Genomic DNA, 15,517 nt, shown 5'->3' with positions numbered 1-15,517 from the left:
GCTAACGTTGCAGAATTCTGCTCCCGCTGTATTCTTCGGCGAAGGTCACGGAATGGATCCTCGGGTCAAGCCCGAGGATGACGAAAATCGCGGAGGTTACACGCCAAAGACCTTCTTGCCGCCGATCCAGACGTTCCTGACATCCAGCCCCTCCGACAGGCCGACAATGTCGGCGGCGGTGCCGTTGGCGAAACGGCCGAGGCGATGCGCCTGGCCGATTGCCTCGGCCGGATAGAGCGAGGCCATGCGCAGAGCCTCGTCGAGGTCGAGGCCGACGACGCGGTGGACGAAGCGGACGGCGGAAATCATGTCCAGGTCGGCGCCGGCCAGCGTTCCGTCGGCAAGCCTGAGGCTGCCGTCCTTGCGGTAGATGGTGCGGCCGTTGAGCGTGAACGATGTCATGTCGGTGCCGATGGTCGCCATGGCGTCGGTGACCAGCACGATCTTGCCTGGTCCCTGCTTGCCGCGCAGCGCGAGGACCATCGTCGCGGGATGGACATGGATGCCGTCGGCGATGATGCCGGCATACAAGCCGCCGGCGTCGATCGCGGCACCCGCCAGACCCGGCTCGCGGTTGCCGATCTGGCTCATGGCGTTGAACAGATGCGTCACCACCGTGGCACCCGCGGCGGCAAAGGCGCTGGCGGTCGAATAGTCGGTATCGCTATGGCCGAGGCTGACGACGACGCCGGCCTTGGCCAGCGCCGTGACACGGGCCGGTTCGACCGATTCCGGGGCGATCGTGGTAAGCAGCACTGGAAGCTCTTTGCGCGCCGCAATGAGCGCGGCCTGGTCGGTGTCGGTCATCGGCCGGATCAGCGCTGGATCATGCGCGCCCTTACGGGCCACGGAGAGATGCGGCCCTTCCAGATGCAGGCCGAAGAAGCCCGGTACCCTCTTCTTGGCCGCCTCGGCGCCGGCGGCGATGGCGGCGGCGGTGATCGCCGGCGTGTCGGTGATCAGCGTCACCAGCAGCGCGGTGGTGCCGAAGGGCGCGTGCGCCCGGCAGATGGTCTCGATCGAGGCGACGTCGGGATGGTCGTTGAGCATCACGCCGCCGCCGCCATTGACCTGGATGTCGACGAAACCAGGCACCAGCAGGCCACCACCGGTCTCGACCGCCGGAACGCCGGACGGAATCGCGCCTGCGGGCAGGATGGCCTCGACCGTGTCGCCCTTGACGACAAGGGCGGCGTTGTCGTGCCAGTCGGCACCGTCGAAGATGCGGGCGCCGGTGAGTGCGAAACGGTCGTTCATACGGTTTCCGTCACTTTGCGCAGGTTGCGCGGTGTGTCGGGGTCGAGGCCGCGATGGCGCGCGAAGGCCTCGACGAAGCCGTAGAAGGACACGATCAGCGGCAGCGGATCGGTCAGCGGATGGCCAGTTGCGACATGCGGCAACAACCGCGCGGCCTTCGCCTTGTCGGAGGTGATGAAGGCGGCGGCGCCCTTGGCCATCAGGCCGTCGGCCGCCTCGGCGACCGAGGGTTCGGACGCATCGCGCGCGGCAAGCGCCAGGACCGGGAACCCCGGTCCGACCAGCGCCAGCGGCCCATGCATGACCTCGGCGGCGCTGTAGGCCTCGGCATGCATGGCGCAGGTTTCCTTGAATTTCAGCGCCGCCTCGCTGGCGATCGCGAAGGACGGGCCGCGGCCGAGGATGAACAGCGATTGCGGGTTCTCCAGAGCGCCGGCGAGCGCCATCCAGTCGCAGGCAATCGCCTTCTCGAAATGGCCGGGCAGGCCGGCGAGCGCCTTAAGCAGTGCTTGGTCATCGGTGGCATGCGCCATCAGCGCAAGGCCGGCGACGGCCGAATTGACGAAGGTCTTGGTGGCCGCGACGGAGCGTTCCGGCCCCGCCAGAATGTCGATGGCATAGTCCGAGGCGCGCGCCAGCGGCGAGTCGGCCGTGTTGGTGATGGCGACAGTAAGCGCTCCTCCGGCTCTTGCCGTTTCGGCCATGGCGACGATATCGGGGCTTTTGCCCGACTGCGAGACCGCCAGGCATGCGGAGCCGCGCAGCCTGAGCTTCGCGCCATAAATGGACGCGATCGAGGGGCCTACCGAGGCGACCGCCAGGCCGGCAGTCAGCTCGACGGCATATTTCATGAAGGTCGCCGCATGGTCGGACGAGCCGCGTGCCACGGTGACGACGAAATGGGGGTCCCGCTCGCGCAGGCCGCGACCGGCCTCGGCCAGCGCCGAAGCCGAGCCGTCGAGAAGGCGGGCGGCGGCTTCCGGGATCTCGTCGATCTCGCGTCGCATATGAGTGGTGTTTGCCATCATGGCCGGATCTCCTCTCCCGGCCCGGTCAGCCGGAGTTCCGCGACGAAATCATAGGCGTCGCCCCTGTAGACCGAGCGGGTGAACTCGATCACCTTGCCGCTCGCCAGATAGGAAATGCGCTCGATCTGCAGTCCGGCAACCCCCGGCGGCACTTCCAGCATGCGCGCATCGGCGTCGCCAAGATTGGTGGCCGAGATGCGCTGCACGGCGCGTACCGGGCGATTGCCGGTCGTGCCCAGCGCCGCATAGAGCGAGGAGCCGATCGCCTCGGGGTCGGGCAGGACGCTGGCCGAGAGCGCCGCGCGCTCGATCGCCAGCGGCGTGTCGTTGGCGATGCGCAGGCGCGCCACGCGCGCCACCAGTTCCGTCGAGGACAGGCCCAGCACCATCATCTCGTCCGGCGACGGCGCATAGAGGCCGCGATCGAGCCAGACGGAGCGCACGTTCATGCCGCGGCGCGCCATGTCCTCGGTAAAGGAGGTGAGCCGCGACAGCGACTGCTCGACGCGCTCCATGCGCGGCGCCACGAAGGTGCCCGAGCCGTGGCGCTGCACGAGGATGCCGCCCTTGACCAGGTCCTGCACCGCCTTGCGCACGGTGACGCGCGAGATATCGGCCTTGCTGGCGATGTCGCGCTCGGACGGCAGCGCGTCGCCGGGGCCGATCAGGCCGCGATTGACCGCTTCCTCGATGCTTCTCCTCAGCTGCAAATAGAGCGGCGCACCGCTCTGGGAGGATTCTTTCAGCATGGCGAAGATCTGGTCGGCGGCGCTCATCGCGGCGCCTCCGGCAGCATGGCGAAGATCTGGTCGGCGGCGCTCATCGCGGCGCCTCCGGCAGCATGGCGAATATCTTATCGGCGGCGCTCATTGGCCGACCTCCGAACCCCTGGCGAAGATGCGCAAGGCCATCTGCACGGCGCCGCCGAGCGCGTCGTCGAGCGGAGCTTTCAGCAGCGCCTGATAGCGCGCCGACAGGCGCGGCGCGTAAAGCGGCGCCAGGCCGCCGAGCAGGCAGAGCGGGGCATCTTCGGCGAGATCGAGCGCGCCGAGCGAAGCCTCGACATCGGCCACCGCCTTGCCGAGGATCCAGTTGGCGACGAGATCGCCCTTTTCGGCATGCTCGAAGACCTTCGGCGCGAAGCCGCCGAAATCGCCCGGCTTGGCGTTGGTGGTGAATTCGACCACGTCTTCCGGATCGTTGCGGAACACGGCGAGCATGGCGTCCGTCAAGGGCGAGCCGGGACGGATGCCGTCATAGGCAAGCAGCGTCTGCTCGAGCAGGTCGCGGCCGATGCGGGCGCCGCTACCCTGGTCGCCTACCTGGAAACCCCAGCCGCCGATGGCGCGCGACTTGCCCGCTTTACGCGCCATATAGGCGGTGCCGGTGCCGAGGATGGCCATGGCGCCGTCACCAGAGCCGACCGCGCCCTCGAGCGCGATCTCGGCGTCGGTTTCGACGCGACTCCGGCTGAAAGGCAGGATCGCTTCGAGCTGCTGCCGGTAGGTGCCGACATTGGCGCCGGCGAGACCGAGTATCGCCGGCGTTTGCGGGATCAGCTCCGGATCATGGCCGGCGGCGAGGAATGCCTGCCTGGCCGCCTCGACGATGTTGGCGCGAGCGCCGGTAAGGTCGGTGCGGATGTTGGCGGCGCCGCTTTTGGCGCGGCCGACGACAGCGCCGTCGACGGTCGCAAGGGCCGCCCTGCAGCTGGTGCCGCCGCCATCGATGCCAAGCACGAATTTCACGCGATTTTCTCCTCGGTCGAGATAATACCAATAAAGTACCAATAGCCAAGAGTTAATTTCGGTTCAAAAAGATTAACCCGTATTTTATTGAAAACTCACGGTAATTTGCCGGAAAGCAAGTTCCCGTACCTGAAATTCGTTAATGCGTGTGGACAAGTGGTATTTTTTTGGTATTGTTCGCTCAGTTGGAGGAAAATGGATGGCCGAGACGCGCACGGAAGCGCTCCACCAGAATGCCGAGGGGCTGGATGTCCAGGCTCCAGAAGCCATTCTGGCGTTCCTGGCCAATGCCCAGATCGAGGCCAGCAAGGCCGTGCACGGCGCCATCCCGGCAATCGCCGTTGCCGCCGAACTCATCGCGAAGCAGTTGAAGAGCGGCGGCAGGCTCGCCTATGCGGCCGCCGGCAGCTCCGGCCTGATGGCGGTTGCCGATGCGCTGGAACTGCCCGGCACCTTCGGCATTGCGCGCGACCGCATCGCCATCCTGATCGCCGGTGGCGACGAGGCCTTCCGCACGCTGGCAGGCGGCCCGGAGGACGACACCGGGGAAGCGGCGGCGGCCGTCGCAGCGGCCGATATCGGCAAGGGCGACTGCCTGATCGCCATTTCAGCCAGCGGCTCGACCCCTTATGCGGTCCAGGCGCTGCAGGACGCGCGGCGCCGGGGCGCCGCCACCATCGCCATCGCCAACAACCGCGGCGCCGCGCTGTTCAGCCGAGCCGATGTCGCCATCCTGCTCGAAACGCCGCCGGAGCTGATCGCCGGCTCGACGCGCATGGGCGCGGGCACCGCGCAGAAGATCGCGCTCAACATGCTGTCGACGCTCGCCGCCATCCATCTCGGCCATGTCCATGACGGCTACATGGTCAATCTCACCGCCGACAACATCAAGCTGCGCGACCGCGCCGTGCGCATGGTCGCCGCCATCAGCGGCAAGAGCCGCGACGACGCCGCCCGCCTGCTCGAGGAAAGCGGTGGCGTCGTCAAGACCGCCATTCTGCTCGCCGCCGGCGCCGCCAACGCCGACGCGGCCGAGAAGATACTGGAAGGAACCGGCCAGAAGCTTCGGCCGGCGCTTTCCGCGCTGGGGCATGATCCCGAAAAGTGGAACCCGCTTTTCGGAAAAGATCTTGCCCTAACAAAGAAGTAGGGCCTGTTTCATCCCGATTTCCATCGAGGTGAAACGGGCTTGCGAGGGGAGCAAGGGGCGCTGAGCCCCTGTTCTCAAAACGGAACCTGAAAAAGGTCAACAGGGAGACTGAAGATGACGACCAAACTACTGACGGCCCTTCTGCTCGGCACAAGCATCCTCGGCACGACCGGGATGGCGCTGGCCGAGGACGTGACGCTCAACATCGAAAGCTGGCGCGGCGACGACCTGACCATCTGGAAGGACAAGCTGATCCCGGCCTTCGAAGCCAAGAACCCCGGCATCAAGGTGGTGTTCGCGCCTTCGGCCCCGACTGAGTATGACGCGGCCCTCGGCGCCAAGCTCGCCGCCGGCTCGGCGGGCGACCTGATCACCTGCCGCCCCTTCGACAAGTCGCTTGAGTTGTTCAAGAAGGGCAACCTCGCCGACCTGAGCTCGCTGCCGGGCATGGAGAACTTCTCGCCCGTCGCCAAGTCCGCCTGGCAGACCGACGACGGCAAGTCGAGCTTCTGCGTGCCGATGGCCTCGGTCATCCACGGCTTCATCTATAACAAGGATGCCTTCGACAAGCTCGGCCTCAAGGTGCCGACGACCCGCGACGAGTTCTTCGCCGTGCTCGACAAGATCAAGGCAGACGGCACCTACATCCCGATGGCGATGGGCACCAAGGACCTCTGGGAAGCCGCGACCATGGGCTACCAGAACATCGGCCCGAACTACTGGAAGGGCGAGGACGGCCGCGCGGCGCTGATCAAGGGCGAGCAGAAGCTGACCGACAAGGACTGGGTCGCGCCGTATGAGGAACTGGCCAAGTGGAAGCCTTATCTCGGCGACGGCTTCGAGGCGCAGACCTATCCGGACAGCCAGAACCTGTTCACGCTCGGCCGCGCCGCCATCTACCCGGCCGGCTCGTGGGAAATCGGCCTGTTCAACACCCAGGCGCAGTTCAAGATGGGCGCCTTCCCGCCGCCGGTCGAGAAGGCCGGCGACACCTGCTACATCTCCGACCACACCGACATCGGCATGGGTCTGAATGCGGCATCGAAGCATGCGGAAGAGGCCAAGAAGTTCCTGTCCTGGGTCGCCTCGCCGGATTTCGCCACCATCTACGCCAACGCGCTGCCGGGCTTCTTCAGCCTGAACTCCTCGCCGGTGAAGATGGAAGACCCGCTGGCTCAGGAATTCGTCTCCTGGCGCGGCAAGTGCAAGTCGACGATCCGCTCGACCTACCAGATCCTGTCGCGCGGCACGCCGAACCTCGAGAACGAGACCTGGGTTGAATCGGCCAATGTGATCAACGGCACCGACACGCCGGAGGCCGCGGCCAAGAAGCTGCAGACCGGTCTCGACAGCTGGTACAAGCCGGCGAAGTAACAAGCTCAGGCAACGGACCGGCCGGGCATATGCCCGGCCGGTATTCAAACGAGTTCCAGATAGCGATTGTCGGCGCAGCCTCCCGGTCTTACCCTCACCTTGCGGGGAAGACGGAGCCGATCTGTCGCTGGCCTTGTCTTTCTCCTCGAAGGGGACAGCCAAGCCGTGCATCGAGGCATCAGCTAGCATCAACCGAACTGGAACCCAGAGACGGCGGGGAACCGAACTCATGGCTACCGAACTCATGGCTGCAGAAACGCGAGCGAAAAGACCGATCCGGTGGCATGTCGGCGTCTTCCTGGCGCCGGCGGTGCTGGTCTACACCGCCTTCATGATCCTGCCGCTGTTCGGCACCCTCCAGCTCTCGCTGTTCCGCAACATCGAACAATCCCAGGTGTTTGTCGGATTGGGCAATTTCCGCACGCTGTTCGGCGATCCGAACTGGTCGGTGAATTTCTGGAATGCGCTCAGGAACAATGTCTGGTTCTTCATCATCCACATGCTGGTGCAGAACCCGATCGGTGTGCTCCTGGCGGCGCTGCTTTCCAGCCCCAGGCTGCGCTTCGCGGCCTTCTACCGCACGGCGATCTTCGTGCCGACGATCCTGTCCTTCGTCATCGTCGGCTTTGCCTGGAAGCTGATCCTGTCGCCGCTGTGGGGCGTGGCGCCGCATCTGCTCGATTTCGTCGGCCTGAAGAGCCTGTTCACGCCATGGCTCGGCAAGGAGCAATATGCGCTCACCGCGCTCAGCCTGGTCTCGGTCTGGCAGTTCGTCGGCATCCCGATGATGCTGATCTACGCGGCGCTTCTGTCGATCCCCGACGAGGTGATCGAGGCGGCCGAATGCGACGGCGTCACCGGCATGGCGCAGTTTTGGAAGATCAAGCTGCCGCTGATCCTGCCCTCGATCGGCATCATCTCGATCTTGACCTTCGTCGGCAATTTCAACGCTTTCGACCTGATCTACACGGCGCAAGGCGCGCTCGCCGGACCGAACTATTCGACCGACATCCTCGGCACCTTCCTCTACCGCGCTTTCTTCGGCTTCCAACTGCAGGTCGGCGACCCCAACATGGGCGCCGCGATCGCCACCATCATGTTCCTGATCATCCTCGCCGGCGTCTGCGTCTACCTGTTCCTCGTGCAGACGCGCCTGCGTCGCTACCAGTTCTGAGGCGCGCCATGAGCACAGCCACCCGTTCGCTTCCCCGCACCATCGGCGCGCATGCGATCCTTCTGACCTATACGGCGATCGCGCTGTTTCCGGTGATCCTGGTGGTGATGAATTCGTTCAAGTCTCGCGCGGGCATTTTCGGCGCGCCGCTGACGCCGCCGACGACGAAGACCTTCGATCTGATCGGCTACACCACGGTGTTCGGCCAGGGCGATTTCTTCCACTATTTCCAGAACAGCCTCGTCGTCACCGTCGCCTCGCTGTTCTTCGTGCTGCTGTTCGGGGCGATGGCCGCCTTCGCGCTGTCGGAATACCGCTTCCGCGGCAACACGCTGATGGGTCTTTACCTGGCGCTCGGCATCATGATCCCGATCAGGCTCGGCACCGTCGCCATTCTGCAATTGATGGTGGCGAGCGGGCTGGTCAACACGCTGACGGCGCTGATCCTGGTCTACACGGCGCAAGGGCTGCCGCTGGCGATCTTCATCCTGTCGGAATTCATGAGGCAGGTGTCCAGCGACCTGAAGAACGCAGGCCGCATAGACGGGCTCTCGGAATACACGATCTTCTTCCGCCTTGTGCTGCCGCTGGTGCGGCCGGCGATGGCGACCGTCGCCGTCTTCACAATGATCCCGATCTGGAACGATCTGTGGTTCCCGCTGATCCTGGCGCCTTCGGAAGAGACCAAGACCGTGACGCTCGGCGCGCAGCTGTTCCTCGGCCAGTTCGTCACCAACTGGAACGCGATCCTGGCGGCGCTGTCGCTGGCGATCCTGCCGGTGCTGATCCTCTATGTCATCTTCTCGCGGCAGCTGATCCGCGGCATCACGTCGGGAGCCGTCAAGTGAGTTCGGAAAAACCCCTTCGCGTTGTTGTCGCCGGGCTCGGCAACATGGGCCGCAGCCATGCGCTCGCCTATCACACCAATCCGGGCTTCGAGATCGCCGCACTCGTCAACCGTTCCGACGTGCCGTTGCCGGACGGGCTCGGGAGCTACGGCATCAGACGCTCCTTCGAGGACGCGCTGCGCGACGAGAAGCCGGATGTCGCGGCGATCGCCACCTATTCCGACAGCCATGCCGACTATGCGGTCAGGGCCTTCGAGGCCGGCTGCCATGTCTTCGTCGAGAAGCCGCTGGCGACGACGGTTGCCGACGCGCAACGCGTCGTCGATGCCGCCAAGGCCAACGGCAAAAAACTGGTGATCGGCTATATCCTGCGCCACCATCCCTCCTGGGTGCGGCTGATCGCCGAGGCGCGCAAGCTCGGCGGTCCATACGTTTTCCGCATGAACCTCAACCAGCAATCCTCCGGGCCCACCTGGGGGACGCACAAGCAATTGATGCAGACGACGTCGCCGATCGTCGACTGCGGCGTGCATTATCTCGACGTGATGCTGCAGATCACCGACTCGAGACCCGTCGAGGTGCGCGGCATGGGAGTGCGGCTGAGCGACGAGGTGGCGCCCTCGATGTACAATTACGGACACCTGCAGGTGCTGTTCGAGGACGGCTCGGTCGGCTGGTACGAGGCCGGCTGGGGGCCGATGATCTCGGAGACGGCCTTCTTCGTGAAGGACGTCATGTCGCCCAAGGGCTGCGTGTCGATCGTGATGAAGGAGGGCGTCAAGTCCGACGACATCGACACCCATACCAAGACCTCGACCATCCGGCTGCACAGCGCGGCGACCGGGCCAGACGGCAAATTCGCCAAGGAAGATCAGCTGCTGTCGATGGAAGGCGAGCCCGGCCACCAGGAGCTCTGCGACCTGGAGCAGGCCTTCCTGCTCAAGGCCATCCGCGAAAATATCGACCTCACCCGCCACATGGACGATGCCGTGAAATCGCTCGCCGTCTGCCTTGCCGCCGACGAGAGCGTGCGCACCGGCAACGCCGTCAAACTCTAGAACAGGAACGAAGCCGTGGGCTCGCTGAAGATCGAGAATGTGAAGAAGGCTTTCGGGCCGGTCGAGGTGCTGAAGGGCATCGACCTCGAGGTGACGGACGGCGAATTCGTCGTCTTCGTCGGCCCGTCCGGTTGCGGAAAATCGACGCTGCTGCGCGTCATCGCCGGGCTGGAGGACTCGACCTCCGGCCGCGTGCTGATCGACGGCGCGGACGTTTCCGTCACGCCGCCCGCGAAACGCGGCATCGCCATGGTGTTCCAGACCTATGCGCTCTACCCGCATCTGACGGTGAAGAACAACATGGCGCTGGGCCTGAAGCAGGCCGGCACCCCGGCGGCCGAGATCGAGCGGCGCATCAAGATCGCTTCCGCCATGCTGTCGCTCGAGCCCTATCTCGAGCGCCGGCCGGCGGAGCTGTCGGGCGGCCAGCGCCAGCGCGTCGCCATCGGCCGCGCCGTGGTGCGCGAGCCGAAGCTGTTCCTCTTCGACGAACCGTTGTCCAACCTCGATGCCGCCTTGCGCGTCAACACCAGGCTTGAGATCGCGCAGCTGCACCGCCGCCTCAAGGCGACGATGATCTACGTCACCCACGACCAGGTCGAGGCGATGACGCTGGCCGACAAGATCGTCGTGCTCAATGCCGGTCGCATCGAGCAGATAGGCAGCCCGATGGAGCTCTACAATGCGCCGGCCAACGAATTCGTCGCCGGCTTCATCGGCTCGCCGAAGATGAATTTCATCGACGGCGCCAGGCTCGGCGAAACGGCCAAGACCATCGGCGTGCGGCCTGAGCATCTGACGGTCGACACGAAGTCCGGCGCCTGGAAAGGCACCGTCGTGCACGCCGAGCATCTCGGCGCCGACACCAACCTCTATCTCGACTGCGAGACGGCCGGACTGATCACCGTACGCATCTTCGGCGTCTACAATGCCGAGCCGGGCTCGACGCTCTACGCGACGCCGGACGCCGCGAAGACGTATCGCTTTGGGGCGGATGGGAAGGTGTTGAAGTAGCGGCAGCTTCCCCTTCTCCCCTTGTGGGAGAAGGTGGATCGACGCGCAGCGCCGAGACGGATGAGGGGTGATCCAGCGGAGTGCGCCCTCAAAATCGAAGGACCCGAGCCGCTTGGTCCTGCCGCGCCGAGATCCTTCCAACACCCCTCATCCGGCCGCTTCGCGGCCACCTTCCCCCACAAGGGGGGAAGGGGAGGTCTGCGCCTTACACGTCCGCCTTGAACGTCTGCTTCTGCTGGCCGAGCCCCTCGATGCCCAGCTCCACGACGTCGCCGGCCTTCAGGAACATCGGCGGCTTCATGCCCAGGCCAACGCCGGGCGGGGTGCCGGTGGAGATGATGTCGCCCGGATGCAGCGACATGAACTGGCTGAGATAGGAGACCAGATACTTCACGCCGTAGACCATGGTCCTGGTCGAGCCGTTCTGCATGGTCTTGCCGTTGACGGTCAGCCACATCTTCAGGTTCTGCGGGTCGGCGACCTCGTCCTTGGTGACCAGCCACGGGCCGGTCGGGCCGAAGGTGTCGCAGGACTTGCCCTTGGTCCACTGGCCCTGGCGCTCGGCCTGGAAGGCGCGCTCGGACACGTCATGCGCGACGGCGTAGCCGGCGACGTAATCCAGCGCGTCGTCTTCCGAGACATATTTCGCCGTCTTGCCGATGATCACGCCGAGCTCGACTTCCCAGTCGGTCTTTTCCGAGCCGCGCGGGATCAGCACGTCGTCATCCGGCCCGACGATCGCCGAGCTTGCCTTCATGAAGATGATCGGCTCGGGCGGCACCGTCGCGCCGGTCTCGGCGGCATGGTCGGAATAGTTGAGGCCGATGCAGATGAATTTGCCGGTGCCGGCGACGCAGGCGCCCAGGCGCGGCTTGCCGGAAACCACCGGCAGCGACTTCGGATCGAGCTTCGACAGCATCTCCAGCGAAGCCGGATGGAGCGTCGTGCCGGCGATGTCGGCGACATGAGCCGAAAGGTCGCGGATCGTCCCATCCGCATCGAGCAGGCCGGGCTTTTCGCTGCCGACTTCGCCATAGCGCAACAACTTCATCATTCTTCTCCTAAGGTGCGGCCTAAAGCCATTTTGCAAAATTCGTTTCGCTTGGGGCGACGTTGCGAGAGCCGGGCGGACCGTAGCCATCGACCTGATCCCCGGCAAGCGCGAACGCCGCATCGGGCGATCTGGCGAAAGGGATTTTCAGACTGATCGATGCAGGACCCGATCTCCCGCCAGCCCTTTCCGATCCCTCAGATCGACCAGCCGCCGTCGATGTTATAGGCCTGCCCCGAGGTGTAGGTGGCGCCGGCAAGATAGACGGCGAGATCGGCGATTTCCTCCGGCGTGCCAAGCCTGCCCATGGGCTGGCGGGCGATGAAGGCCGCTCGGGCCGCCTCGTAGTCGCCCTGCGCATGCATGCGGTCCTGCAGCGACGGGCTTTCGACCGTGCCCGGGCAGATGGCGTTGCAGCGTATGCCCCTGGCGACGTAGTCCGCGGCGACCGCTTTGGTCAGGCCCACCACGGCTGCTTTGGTCAGACCGTAGACGAAGCGGTTCGGCACGCCTTTCTGCGAGCTGGCAAGCGACGCCATGTTGATGATCGAGCCGTCGCCACGCTCCAGCATGCCGGGCAGCACGGCACGGATGGTGCGGATCATGGAACGGACGTTGAGGTTGAGCGCGAAGTCGAGATCCTCGTCCTTCATCTCGAGGATCGAGCCGCCATGGACGAAGCCGGCGCAGTTGAACAGCATATCGACCCGGCCGATCTCGGCGAAGGCGGAAGCGACGGCCGCGTCGTTCAGCACATCGAGCTTGCGGGTCTTGATGTCGGGGGTCTTTGCAAGCTCGGCCAGGACCGTCTCGTTGATGTCAGTGGCATAAACGGTGGCGCCCGCCTTGGCGAAGGCCAGCGCGCTCGCCCGGCCGATGCCTTGCGCCGCCGCGGTGACGACGACCACCTTGCCTGCCAAATCCGCCATGTTCTTCTCCTCGCCTGCCTGGAGCCTTCACCGTTTCACGGAAACGGCGAACCGCTCTATCTCTTTGTCTTGACGCAGTTCCGGACGGAAAGCCGCTCACACTTTTCCTGAAATTGCTTTCGTGCGTCCGCGTCTATCGATGGCCAGCCCCTGCGTCGTGTGCCAGACCGCCAGCATCGTGCGGCCTAAGTCCCTGCTTCACAGATAAAGATGTTTTTTCTCGTTAAAGAACACGTGCGCGAGCGTCAAGCCCGAACGCCATCACCTTCGCGGCAGCAGCCAGACCGGCTCCGGCGCGCCGACTATCGTTGCCGCAAGGTTGCGGACGCGCCTCGTGCGAAGGGGCTTCAGTCGCCATAGGGAACCCAGACGTTCTTGACCTCGATGGCGCGGCGCAGAAAAGCCTCGCCGGCGGCTTCGCCCGACGCCCAGTCGAGCGTGCGGCCATTGCCGGTCCAGACGCGCTTCAAGTTGCCGATGGAGTCGGCTTCCGCCTTGGCGCAGGTGTCGGCATCGACGAACACCCAGAACCCATCGACATCGTCATGCTTGGCCAGCACGCCGGCGAGCTCGGCGCTGCGGCCGGTGACGATGTTGATGGCGCCGGCCGGAATGTCGGAATATTCGATCAGCTGGTAGAGATCGGTCACCAAAAGCGGGTGGCGCTCAGATGGGACGGCGACCACGGCGTTGCCCATGGCGAGCGCCGGCGCCACCAACGAGATGAAGCCGAGCAGCGGCTGATTGTCCGGCGCGACGATGCCGACGACGCCGACAGGCTCATGCAGCGCCAAGGTGACGACGCGGGCCGGCGGCTGGTGAACACGGCCCTCCAACTTGTCGGCGAGGCCGGCATAGAGGAACAGCCGCTCGATCGACTGCTCGACCTCTTCGCGCGCGGCCTTCGCCGTCACGCCGGTCAACTGGACAAGGCGCGCGGCGAACTCGTCGGCGCGGCCGGAAAGATTTTCGGCAAGATAATAGAGCACCTGGCTGCGGTTATAGGCGGTCGCATCCGGCCAGGCCTTGCAGGCACGCGCGGCGGCGACGGCGTCGCGGATGTCCTTGCGGTTGCCGAGGCCGACTTCACCGGCCAGCTTGCCCTTGGCGGTCGCAACAGCCAGAGAATAGTTGCCGTCCGGCCGCACCTGCTTGCCGCCGATGAACAGTTTTGCGGTGCGGTCGATGGCCGTGCCGTCGGCCTGCTCGACGGGCTGGGCCGATCCGGCCGCGGCCGGCTTGATGGCCGGGCCGACCGGCAGCTTGGCGGTGAGATATTCGAACATGCCTTCGCGGCCGCCTTCGCGGCCGAAGCCGCTCTCGCGATAACCGCCGAAGCCGCAGGCGGCGTCGAACATGTTGGTGCCATTGACCCAGACGACGCCGGCCTTCAATTGCGGCGCGACATGCAAGGCGAGGTTGACGTTCTCGCTCCACACCGAAGCGGCGAGGCCGTAGCGCGTGTTGTTGGCAAGCTCGATCGCTTCCTCGGTGTTGCGGAAGCTCATCGTCGCCAGAACCGGCCCGAAGACCTCTTCCTGCGCCAGAATATTAGCCGGCGAAACAGACGTCGCAAGCGTGGGCAGATGATAATAGCCGGTTGTCGGCAACGCGGCGTCGGGCTGCCAGCAGACGGCGCCCTGTTTCGCGCCCTCGGCGATCAGGCCCTTGACGCGATCGAGCTGGGTGCGGTCGACCAGCGGGCCGATATCGGTGTTCTTGTCGAGCGGGCTGCCGACGCGCAGCCGGCTCATCCTGACCTTGACCTTGGCGATAAGGGCTTCCGCAATGCCCTCCTGCACCAGGAGGCGCGAGCCGGCGCAGCAGACCTGGCCCTGGTTGAACCAGATGCCGTCGACCAGACCCTCGACGGCGCTGTCGAGATCGGCATCCTCGAAGACGATGAAGGCCGACTTGCCGCCAAGCTCCAGCGACAGTTTCTTGCCCGAGCCTGCCGTCGCCTTGCGGATGATCTTGCCGACCTCGGACGAGCCGGTGAAGGCGATCTTCTGGACGCCGGGATGATTGACGATGGCGGCGCCCGCTTCAGGACCGCCCTGGACGATGTTGACGACGCCTTTCGGCACGCCCGCCCGCTCGCAGATTTCGGCAAACAGGATGGCGGTGAGCGGCGTGAATTCGGCTGGCTTCAGCACCACCGTGCAGCCGGCGGCAAGAGCCGGCGCGATCTTCCAGGCCAGCATCAGCAGCGGGAAGTTCCACGGGATGACCTGGCCGACGACGCCGACCGGCTTGTGGTCGGGAAAATCCTTCTCGAGCGTCTGCGCCCAGCCAGCATGATGGATGAAGTGGCGGATGGCCAGCGGCACGTCGATATCGCGGCTTTCGCGGATCGGCTTGCCGTTGTCGATCGATTCCAGCACCGCGAACAGGCGCTGATGGCGTTGCATGGCGCGACCGATGGCGTAGAGCATTTTTGCTCTGGCGTAGCCTGAACTGGCGCTCCATTTCGGCAGCGCCTTGGCGGCGGCCGCGACCGCGGCGTCGATATCGGCGGCGCCCGCATCCGAGACCTTGGCAAGCAGCTTGCCTGAGGACGGTTCGCTGGTCTCAAAAGTCTTGCCGCTGGCCGCCGCTTTCCAGGCGCCGTCGATGAACAGCGCCTTTGAGAAATCGCGCCCAGCAAGCCAGGCATCTGCCTCGTTGCGGGCTTCCGGCGCCGGGCCGTATTCCATGGCGTGGTAGCGTTCGAGGATGTTCATGGGGCGCTCCTTCCGGAGGAGATTTCAGGATAAGTGGGTGCTCTACGGCGCCTCCCTCTGTCCTGCCGGACATCTCCCCCACTTGTGGGTGTATGGACTGGGGACATCGCGAACAGGTGTGCGAAGACATCGCGAACAGTTTCCCATGCTAGCGCTGGAACTG

At 65.1% G+C, this 15,517-nt stretch carries 13 protein-coding genes; 6 read left to right on the top strand and 7 right to left on the bottom strand.

Going from position 1 to position 15,517, the window contains the following annotated elements; all coding sequences use genetic code 11:
* Positions 1 to 96 precede the first annotated feature (96 nt).
* The 4 genes from nagA to FJ956_RS15275 all read right to left on the bottom strand — a co-directional run bounded on the left by nagA (position 97) and on the right by FJ956_RS15275 (position 4,033).
* Positions 97 to 1,257 (bottom strand): N-acetylglucosamine-6-phosphate deacetylase, encoded by a 1,161-nt coding sequence (nagA, locus tag FJ956_RS15290; RefSeq protein WP_140679152.1) that lies wholly within the window; start codon positions 1,255 to 1,257, stop codon positions 97 to 99.
* Positions 1,254 to 2,285, bottom strand: coding sequence for an SIS domain-containing protein (locus tag FJ956_RS15285; protein ID WP_140679154.1), 1,032 nt, complete (start codon positions 2,283 to 2,285; stop codon positions 1,254 to 1,256). Before FJ956_RS15285 ends, nagA begins: the two co-directional genes overlap by 4 nt.
* Positions 2,282 to 3,061 carry a GntR family transcriptional regulator gene (locus FJ956_RS15280; protein ID WP_140679156.1) on the bottom strand — a complete coding sequence of 260 codons (780 nt, stop codon included), beginning with the start codon at positions 3,059 to 3,061 and terminating at the stop codon, positions 2,282 to 2,284. Before FJ956_RS15280 ends, FJ956_RS15285 begins: the two co-directional genes overlap by 4 nt.
* Before the next feature lie 90 nt (positions 3,062 to 3,151).
* Entirely contained in the window at positions 3,152 to 4,033 is an 882-nt protein-coding gene (locus FJ956_RS15275) for an N-acetylglucosamine kinase (RefSeq protein ID WP_140679158.1), read from the bottom strand.
* A 199-nt stretch (positions 4,034 to 4,232) separates the two neighbouring features.
* Between FJ956_RS15275 and FJ956_RS15270 the strand changes: the two genes are divergently transcribed.
* The 6 genes from FJ956_RS15270 to FJ956_RS15245 all read left to right on the top strand — a co-directional run bounded on the left by FJ956_RS15270 (position 4,233) and on the right by FJ956_RS15245 (position 10,651).
* Positions 4,233 to 5,183, top strand: a complete 951-nt coding sequence (locus tag FJ956_RS15270; RefSeq protein WP_140679160.1) for an N-acetylmuramic acid 6-phosphate etherase — start codon at positions 4,233 to 4,235, stop codon at positions 5,181 to 5,183.
* 114 nt (positions 5,184 to 5,297) lie between these two features.
* Positions 5,298 to 6,557, top strand: a complete 1,260-nt coding sequence (locus FJ956_RS15265) for an ABC transporter substrate-binding protein (protein WP_140679163.1) — start codon at positions 5,298 to 5,300, stop codon at positions 6,555 to 6,557.
* 244 nt (positions 6,558 to 6,801) lie between these two features.
* On the top strand, positions 6,802 to 7,731 hold the full coding sequence (locus FJ956_RS15260; RefSeq protein ID WP_140679184.1) for a sugar ABC transporter permease: 930 nt from the start codon (positions 6,802 to 6,804) through the stop codon (positions 7,729 to 7,731).
* An 8-nt stretch (positions 7,732 to 7,739) separates the two neighbouring features.
* On the top strand, positions 7,740 to 8,579 hold the full coding sequence (locus tag FJ956_RS15255; protein ID WP_140679166.1) for a carbohydrate ABC transporter permease: 840 nt from the start codon (positions 7,740 to 7,742) through the stop codon (positions 8,577 to 8,579).
* A complete protein-coding gene (locus FJ956_RS15250; protein WP_140679168.1) occupies positions 8,576 to 9,637 on the top strand; it encodes a Gfo/Idh/MocA family oxidoreductase in 1,062 nt (353 codons plus the stop codon). The genes FJ956_RS15255 and FJ956_RS15250 overlap by 4 nt, the downstream gene beginning before the upstream one ends.
* A gap of 15 nt (positions 9,638 to 9,652) precedes the next feature.
* Entirely contained in the window at positions 9,653 to 10,651 is a 999-nt protein-coding gene (locus FJ956_RS15245) for an ABC transporter ATP-binding protein (protein WP_140679170.1), read from the top strand.
* A gap of 205 nt (positions 10,652 to 10,856) precedes the next feature.
* On the opposite strand, the gene FJ956_RS15240 is transcribed toward FJ956_RS15245, so the two are convergent.
* The 3 genes from FJ956_RS15240 to FJ956_RS15230 form a co-directional block, all read right to left on the bottom strand.
* Positions 10,857 to 11,702, bottom strand: a complete 846-nt coding sequence (locus FJ956_RS15240) for a fumarylacetoacetate hydrolase family protein (RefSeq protein WP_140679186.1) — start codon at positions 11,700 to 11,702, stop codon at positions 10,857 to 10,859.
* Between the two features lie 197 nt (positions 11,703 to 11,899).
* Positions 11,900 to 12,631, bottom strand: coding sequence for an SDR family oxidoreductase (locus FJ956_RS15235; RefSeq protein WP_140679172.1), 732 nt, complete (start codon positions 12,629 to 12,631; stop codon positions 11,900 to 11,902).
* Positions 12,632 to 12,978: 347 nt separating this feature from the next.
* Positions 12,979 to 15,354, bottom strand: a complete 2,376-nt coding sequence (locus FJ956_RS15230; protein ID WP_140679174.1) for an aldehyde dehydrogenase family protein — start codon at positions 15,352 to 15,354, stop codon at positions 12,979 to 12,981.
* Between the last annotated feature and the right edge of the window lie 163 nt (positions 15,355 to 15,517).

Origin of the sequence: Mesorhizobium sp. B2-4-3 (assembly GCF_006442815.1) — a bacterium.
Taxonomy (GTDB): Bacteria; Pseudomonadota; Alphaproteobacteria; order Rhizobiales; family Rhizobiaceae; genus Mesorhizobium.
This window is presented reverse-complemented; position numbering and strand designations above follow the sequence as displayed.

Bases quoted from the DNA above. Each gene is read 5' to 3' on its own strand.
- nagA (WP_140679152.1), bottom strand. From the start codon at position 1,257: ATGAACGACCGTTTCGCACTCACCGGCGCCCGCATCTTCGACGGTGCC.
- FJ956_RS15285 (WP_140679154.1), bottom strand. From the start codon at position 2,285: ATGATGGCAAACACCACTCATATGCGACGCGAGATCGACGAGATCCCG.
- FJ956_RS15280 (WP_140679156.1), bottom strand. From the start codon at position 3,061: ATGAGCGCCGCCGACCAGATCTTCGCCATGCTGAAAGAATCCTCCCAG.
- FJ956_RS15270 (WP_140679160.1), top strand. From the start codon at position 4,233: ATGGCCGAGACGCGCACGGAAGCGCTCCACCAGAATGCCGAGGGGCTG.
- FJ956_RS15265 (WP_140679163.1), top strand. From the start codon at position 5,298: ATGACGACCAAACTACTGACGGCCCTTCTGCTCGGCACAAGCATCCTC.
- FJ956_RS15260 (WP_140679184.1), top strand. From the start codon at position 6,802: ATGGCTGCAGAAACGCGAGCGAAAAGACCGATCCGGTGGCATGTCGGC.
- FJ956_RS15255 (WP_140679166.1), top strand. From the start codon at position 7,740: ATGAGCACAGCCACCCGTTCGCTTCCCCGCACCATCGGCGCGCATGCG.
- FJ956_RS15240 (WP_140679186.1), bottom strand. From the start codon at position 11,702: ATGAAGTTGTTGCGCTATGGCGAAGTCGGCAGCGAAAAGCCCGGCCTG.
- FJ956_RS15235 (WP_140679172.1), bottom strand. From the start codon at position 12,631: ATGGCGGATTTGGCAGGCAAGGTGGTCGTCGTCACCGCGGCGGCGCAA.
- FJ956_RS15230 (WP_140679174.1), bottom strand. From the start codon at position 15,354: ATGAACATCCTCGAACGCTACCACGCCATGGAATACGGCCCGGCGCCG.